Annotated in this window: 7 protein-coding genes; 4 read left to right on the forward strand and 3 right to left on the reverse strand. The window is 72.5% G+C overall.

The annotated features are described in order from the left end of the window. Window positions 1–419, reverse strand: a 419-nt coding sequence (locus ACZ60W_RS36770) for a metal-dependent hydrolase (protein ID WP_469759755.1), incomplete at its 3' end; no start/stop codon positions are given. A gap of 133 nt (window positions 420–552) precedes the next feature. Here ACZ60W_RS36770 and ACZ60W_RS36775 point away from each other — a divergent pair. Further along, a complete protein-coding gene (locus ACZ60W_RS36775) occupies window positions 553–3066 on the forward strand; it encodes a DEAD/DEAH box helicase (RefSeq protein WP_469759756.1) in 2514 nt (837 codons plus the stop codon). Between the two features lie 12 nt (window positions 3067–3078). Further along, window positions 3079–3942, forward strand: a complete 864-nt coding sequence (locus ACZ60W_RS36780; RefSeq protein WP_469759757.1) for an acyl-CoA thioesterase — start codon at window positions 3079–3081, stop codon at window positions 3940–3942. Window positions 3943–3969: 27 nt separating this feature from the next. Here the strand turns inward: ACZ60W_RS36780 and ACZ60W_RS36785 are convergent, their stop codons facing one another. After that, window positions 3970–5040 (reverse strand): RNA ligase (ATP), encoded by a 1071-nt coding sequence (locus tag ACZ60W_RS36785; RefSeq protein WP_469759758.1) that lies wholly within the window; start codon window positions 5038–5040, stop codon window positions 3970–3972. Between the two features lie 111 nt (window positions 5041–5151). After that, on the reverse strand, window positions 5152–5373 hold the full coding sequence (locus ACZ60W_RS36790) for a DUF6011 domain-containing protein (RefSeq protein WP_469759759.1): 222 nt from the start codon (window positions 5371–5373) through the stop codon (window positions 5152–5154). Between the two features lie 36 nt (window positions 5374–5409). On the opposite strand from ACZ60W_RS36790, the gene ACZ60W_RS36795 reads away from it, so the two are divergent. Together ACZ60W_RS36795 and ACZ60W_RS36800 are read left to right on the forward strand one after the other, a co-directional pair. Continuing rightward, window positions 5410–5892, forward strand: a complete 483-nt coding sequence (locus ACZ60W_RS36795) for a glutathione peroxidase (protein WP_469759760.1) — start codon at window positions 5410–5412, stop codon at window positions 5890–5892. Beyond that, window positions 5885–6667: a putative protein N(5)-glutamine methyltransferase gene (locus ACZ60W_RS36800; RefSeq protein ID WP_469759761.1), complete on the forward strand. Its 783-nt coding sequence runs from the start codon at window positions 5885–5887 to the stop codon at window positions 6665–6667. Before ACZ60W_RS36795 ends, ACZ60W_RS36800 begins: the two co-directional genes overlap by 8 nt. Window positions 6668–6795: the final 128 nt, after the last annotated feature.

Here is a 6795-nt window from a genome sequence, read left to right on the forward strand (position 1 = left end):
CAAACCACCCCCCCCACCGGGGGACGGATGGAGAGGGGGGGGGGGGGGAGACCCCCCCCCCCCCCCCCCCCCCCCCCCCCCGCGGCGGCGCCGCCGCCGATGAGGACCGCCCACAGCCAGGTGTGGGTCAGCGTGCGGTGCCCGCCGGACCTGCGGGGGTCCGCGGTGGAGCGGGTGGCCTTGTAGACGGCGTACGACAGCTTGTCGACGATCTCGCAGAGGAGCCGGGAGACGGGACCGAAGGCGCGCGAGATGGTCGCGGACTTGTGGTCGAGGTCCGGGGCGAGGGCCGCGCCCGCGCAGATGAGCGCGCCGACGACGAGGACCGGCCAGGGCATCGGCTTGTCGAAGGCGGCCGCGGCCGCTCCCACACCCAGCCAGGCCGCCGCTCCGGACAGTGAGTGCGCGGGTCCCATCATGGTCGCGTCCGCCCCCGTTTCTCTTGTGCCGGTGCTCAGTTGACGACCGGTCGACAGGGGAGCCTATCGCCCGTGATCAAGGAGGCCGGCGGCCGGTTCCCTCATCCGAGCGGAATGCGGGCAAGATGGGGGCGTGACCCTTATCGATCAGCTGCCGCCGACCGCCGACCCCGACGCCCTCTTCGAGGCCTTCTCCTCCTGGGCCGAGGACCGGGGCATCACGCTCTACCCGGCCCAGGAAGAGGCGCTGATCGAGGTCGTCTCCGGGGCCAACGTGATCCTGTCCACCCCCACCGGCTCCGGGAAGTCGCTGGTCGCGGCGGGGGCGCACTTCACCGCGCTCGCGAACGACCAGGTGACCTTCTACACGGCGCCGATCAAGGCGCTGGTGTCGGAGAAGTTCTTCGACCTGTGCAAGCTCTTCGGCACCGAGAACGTCGGCATGCTGACCGGCGACGCCTCCGTGAACGCGGACGCGCCGGTGATCTGCTGTACGGCGGAGGTGCTGGCCTCCATCGCGCTGCGGGACGGCAAGTACGCCGACATCGGCCAGGTCGTGATGGACGAGTTCCACTTCTACGCCGAGCAGGACCGCGGCTGGGCGTGGCAGATCCCGATCCTGGAGCTGCCCCAGGCCCAGTTCGTCCTCATGTCGGCGACGCTCGGCGACGTGTCGATGTTCGAGAAGGACCTGACCCGGCGCACGGGCAAGCCGACGTCGGTGGTCCGCTCGGCGACCCGGCCGGTGCCGCTGTCGTACGAGTACCGGCTCACCCCCATCACGGACACCCTGACGGAGCTCCTGGAGACCCGGCAGGCACCCGTCTACATCGTGCACTTCACGCAGGCGCAGGCGGTGGAGCGGGCGCAGTCGCTGATGAGCATCAACATGTGCACGCGCGAGGAGAAGGACAAGATCGCCGAGCTGATCGGCAACTTCCGCTTCACCACCAAGTTCGGCCAGAACCTCTCGCGGTTCGTGCGCCACGGCATCGGGGTGCACCACGCGGGCATGCTGCCGAAGTACCGGCGCCTGGTGGAGAAGCTGGCGCAGGCGGGCCTCCTGAAGGTGATCTGCGGGACGGACACCCTCGGCGTCGGCGTGAACGTGCCGATCCGCACGGTGCTCTTCACCGCGCTCACCAAGTACGACGGCAACCGAGTGCGCACCCTGCGCGCCCGTGAGTTCCACCAGATCGCCGGCCGGGCCGGACGGGCCGGCTTCGACACGGCCGGTCTCGTCGTGGCGCAGGCGCCCGAGCACGTCATCGAGAACGAGAAGGCGCTGGCGAAGGCCGGCGACGACCCGAAGAAGCGCCGCAAGGTCGTCCGCAAGAAGGCCCCCGAAGGCTTCGTCGCCTGGAGCGACACGACCTTCGAGAAGCTGATCGCGGCCGAGCCGGAGCCGCTGACCTCCCGCTTCAAGGTCACCAACATCATGCTGCTCTCGGTGATCGCGCGCCCGGGCAACGCCTTCGAGGCGATGCGCAAGCTCCTGGAGGACAACCACGAGCCGCGCAAGGCCCAGCTGCGGCACATCCGCCGGGCCATCGCGATCTACCGTTCGCTGCTCGACGGCGGTGTGGTGGAGCAGCTGGCCGAGCCGGACGCCGAGGGCCGCACGATCCGGCTGACGGTCGACCTCCAGCAGGACTTCGCGCTCAACCAGCCGCTGTCGACGTTCGCGCTGGCCGCCTTCGACCTGCTGGACCCGGAGTCGCCCTCGTACGCCCTGGACATGGTGTCGGTCGTGGAGTCGACGCTGGACGACCCGCGCCAGATCCTCGCGGCCATGCAGAACAAGGCGCGCGGCGAGGCCGTCGGGCAGATGAAGGCGGACGGCGTCGAGTACGAGGAGCGGATGGAGCGGCTCCAGGACATCTCGTACCCGAAGCCGCTGGAGGAACTGCTCTGGCACGCGTACAACGTCTACCGGAAGTCCCACCCGTGGGTCGGCGACCACCCGGTGTCGCCGAAGTCGGTCATCCGTGACATGTACGAACGCGCCCTGACCTTCACGGAGTTCACCTCCTGGTACGAGCTGGCGCGGACCGAGGGCATCGTGCTGCGCTACCTCGCGAGCGCGTACAAGGCGCTCGACCACACCATCCCGGACGACCTGAAGACCGAGGACCTGGAGGACCTGATCGCCTGGCTGGGCGAGATGGTGCGCCAGGTCGACTCCTCGCTCCTGGACGAGTGGGAGCAGCTCGCCAACCCGGAGGTCCAGACGGCCGAGGAGGCCCAGGAGAAGGCCGACCAGGTCAAGCCGGTCACCGCGAACGCCCGCGCGTTCCGGGTGCTGGTGCGCAACGCGATGTTCCGCCGGGTGGAGCTGGCCGCGCTCGACAACGTCGACGCGCTGGGCGAGCTGGACGCCGAGGCGGGCTGGGACGCGGACGCGTGGGGCGAGGCGATGGACGCGTACTGGGACGAGTACGACGACCTCGGCACGGGTCCCGACGCGCGCGGCCCGAAGCTGCTCGCCATCGAGGAGGACGCGGCGCACGGGCTGTGGCGCGTCCGGCAGACCTTCGCCGACCCGAACGGCGACCATGACTGGGGCATCGGCGCGGAGGTGGATCTCGCGGCCTCGGACGAGGAGGGCCGCGCGGTGGTCCGCGTGACGTCCGTCGGACAGCTGTAGAGGAGATCAGTGGTGACCAGTCCCGCCGAGAGGCTCGTGGACCTGCTCGACCTGGAGCGGATCGAGGTCGACATCTTCCGCGGGCGCAGCCCGCAGGAGTCGCTGCAACGGGTCTTCGGCGGGCAGGTCGCCGGGCAGGCCCTGGTGGCGGCCGGCCGCACCACCGACGGCGACCGGCCGGTGCACTCGCTGCACGCCTACTTCCTGCGGCCGGGCCGCCCCGGAGTGCCGATCGTCTACCAGGTGGAGCGGGTCCGGGACGGCCGGTCGTTCACGACCCGGCGGGTCACCGCGATCCAGGAGGGGCGGACGATCTTCAATCTGACGGCCTCCTTCCACAAGCCGGAGGAGGCGGGCTTCGAGCACCAGCTGCCGCCGCGGCACCTGACCGACCCCGAGACCCTGCCGAACCTCGCCGACGAGATCCGCGAGCACCTGGGCGCCCTGCCGGAGGCGCTGGAGCGGATGGCCCGCCGTCAGCCCTTCGACATCCGGTACGTGGACCGGCTGCGCTGGACCGCCGACGAGGTGACGGGGGCCGACCCGCGCAGCGCGGTGTGGATGCGGGCCGTGGGGCCGCTGGGCGACGACCCGCTGGTGCACACCTGCGCCCTGACGTACGCCTCGGACATGACGCTCCTGGACGCGGTGCGCATCCCCGTCGAGCCGCTGTGGGGCCCGCGCGGCTTCGACATGGCCTCGCTGGACCACGCGATGTGGTTCCACCGGCCGTTCCGCGCGGACGAGTGGTTCCTCTACGACCAGGAGTCCCCGATCGCCACGGGCGGCCGGGGACTCGCGCGGGGCCGGATCTACGACCGTGAGGGCCGGCTGCTGGTGTCGGTGGTCCAGGAGGGCCTGTTCCGCAAGCTGTGAGGGCCCGCGCACGGGCCCCCGGGCGGGTCACTCGAACTCGGTGCCGCCCTTGCGGGTCAGATAGGCCGGGCTGACCGCCTTGGCGATGGCCCGGCCGCCCGTGACCGGGCTGTACCGCTCGGTCACGGTCCGGATGACGACGCCCTCCCGGAGGTGCGTCCCCCGGCCGGAGACGGTCTCCCGGCCGCTCGCGTGCGCCAGGACGGTGTCCAGGTCGTACGGCCCCGTGTAGAGCCGCGGCACGACCGGCACCTCGCCCGGCTCCAGGACCTCGGCCGGGTCGAGCCAGCGGACCCGGCCGTCGATCTCGGCCGAGACGTCGAACAGGGCGTAGCCGACGGTCTCGCCGCGCGCGTCGGAGCCGTAGGCCAGGTCCTGCACGCCGGCGCCGTAGACCTCGCCGAAGAGCCCGACCCGGCGGGCGCCGAGCCGCTCGGCCAGCCGCGCGGCGACCTCGGCGAGACCGTGGCCGTGGACGGCGCGCCAGTACAGGTTGCGCGGGTCCTCCTGGAGGGCGAGGCCCTTGGCCCCGAACCCCTTGGAGGAGACCTGCACGCGCCCGTCCTCGGCCGTGTAGGTCAGCAGGCAGGCCGTGCCGTGGAGCTTCTCCGTGAGGACGACGGGCTCGCCGGGCTCGAACACGTCCGGATGGCGCTGGAGGTTCTCGATGTCCACCCAGGGCAGCAGGTCGGGGGCCACCTCGACGTCGCCGCTCATCGTCGGGGGGATCGGCGGCACCCACTTCACGATCCCGAGCGTCTCCGCGAAGTCCGTGCCGTCGGCGGCGGCCCGCCCCAGGTCGACGCCTTCCAGCGCGCCGGGCCGGCAGACGATGCCCTGCGACAGCTCCCCGCGCAGCCGTACCGCCTTCACCCGGTTCGCGTCGCCCCCGGCGAGCCGTCCCGTCAGTCCCAGCTCGTCGACGAGCGCCGCGGGCAGCACGGCCTGCTCGGGGATGTAGACGGCGACGTCGCCCGTCCGGTAGGCGCCCTTGGCGACGACGGCCCGGTACAGGCCGATCTGGGCCAGCTCCAGGGCGTCGGCGTTCGGGTGGGGATGGACGGTCAGGACTTCGGCGGTGACGCGCAGGGTCGACATGGGGTCAGGACTCCGGTCGCTCGGGTTTCGGTCTCATCGCGGCCCACTGTGCCGAGCGGATTCTCCGTGGGCGATCGATTTACCGCCTGGTAGCGTCGCCCGGTTCCGGGCCTACGGCTCACCGAGGCCGGGCAGGGTGTCCTGGTCCACCTCGTGGCGCCGGGTGCGGATGTCCGGGGCCGGCGGGTGGAGTTTGGCGTCGCAGGTGGGGCCGAGACCGGTGCGGCGCGACTCGCTGCCGGTCAGCGGCCGGCCGCAGAGGCGGCAGGTCACCCTGCGCGGTCGCCCGGTCTCCGAGGAATCGATCGGGATTGCCAGTGGTTCGTCTCCCATGCTGAGATCAAACCCCATTCCGACGAGGAGCAGTCCATGAGCCTGTACGACATCCCGCTGAAGACCCTGACCGGCGAGCCGGTCTCCCTCGCCGACTACCGGGACCACGCCGTCCTGGTCGTGAACGTCGCCTCCAAGTGCGGCCTGACCCCGCAGTACGAGGGCCTGGAGAAGCTGCAGAAGGAGTACGGCGACCGCGGCTTCACCGTGCTCGGGGTGCCCTGCAACCAGTTCGCGGGCCAGGAGCCGGGCAGCGCGGAGGAGATCCGGACGTTCTGCTCGACGACGTACGGCGTCTCCTTCCCGCTCCTGGAGAAGATCGACGTCAACGGCGAGGACCGCCACCCGCTCTACACGGAGCTGGTGAAGGTCGCCGACGCCGAGGGCGAGGCCGGCGACGTCCAGTGGAACTTCGAGAAGTTCCTGGTCGGCCGGGACGGCGCGGTCACCCGCTTCCGTCCGCGCACCGAGCCCGGCGCCCCCGAGATCGTCCGCGCGATCGAGGCGCAGCTTGTCTGACGTCGTGCGCGACGCGGGGGTCGTGGAGCGGCTGCGGGCCGCGGGATGCGTCTTCGCCGAGGAAGAGGCCGAGGTGCTCCTGGCGGCGGCGGCCGGGCCCGCCGAACTCGACCTGATGGTCGGACGACGGGCCGCCGGCCTGCCCCTGGAGCACGTCGTGGGGTGGGCCGCCTTCGGGGGGCTGCGCGTCGAAGTGGACGGCGGGGTGTTCGTCCCCCGGCGCCGGACGGAGTTCCTGGTCGAGCACGCGGTGGAGCTGGCCAGGCCGGGCGCCGTCTGCGTCGACCTGTGCTGCGGCTCCGGAGCGGCGGCCGCGGTCCTGCTCGACCGCGTCGAGGGCGCGGAGGTGCACGCCTCGGACATCGAGCCGGCGGCGGTCCGCTGCGCCCGTCGCAACGTCGAGCCGCGCGGCGGGCGGGTCCACGAGGGCGACCTCTTCGCCCCGCTGCCCGCGGAGCTGCGGGGCCGGGTCGAGATCCTGGTCGCCAACGTGCCGTACGTCCCCACCGGGGACATCGGACTGCTCCCTCCGGAGGCCCGCGACCACGAGCCGCGCGTCACCCTCGACGGCGGCCCGGACGGTCTCGACGTGCTGCGGCGGGTCGCGGCCGAGTCGCCGCGGTGGCTCGCGCCGGGCGGCCGGCTCCTGGTCGAGACGAGCGAGCGGCAGGCCGGTACCGCCGCGGAGGTGGTCGCCGCGTGCGGTCTGGAGGCACGCGTCCTGAGCTGCGAGGAGCGGTACGCGACCGTCCTCGTCGCCACCTGGGCCGGCTGACGGGGTCCGACACGGCAGCGGGGGGGCGGCGGGGGGGGGGGGGGGGGGGGGGGTGGGGGGGGGGGGAGGGCGGGGGGGGGGGGGGGGCCCCCCCCCCCCCCCCCCCCCCCTGCGCCGGGTCAGCCGTC

It is taken from the genome of Streptomyces sp. NPDC104202 (genome assembly GCF_055584185.1).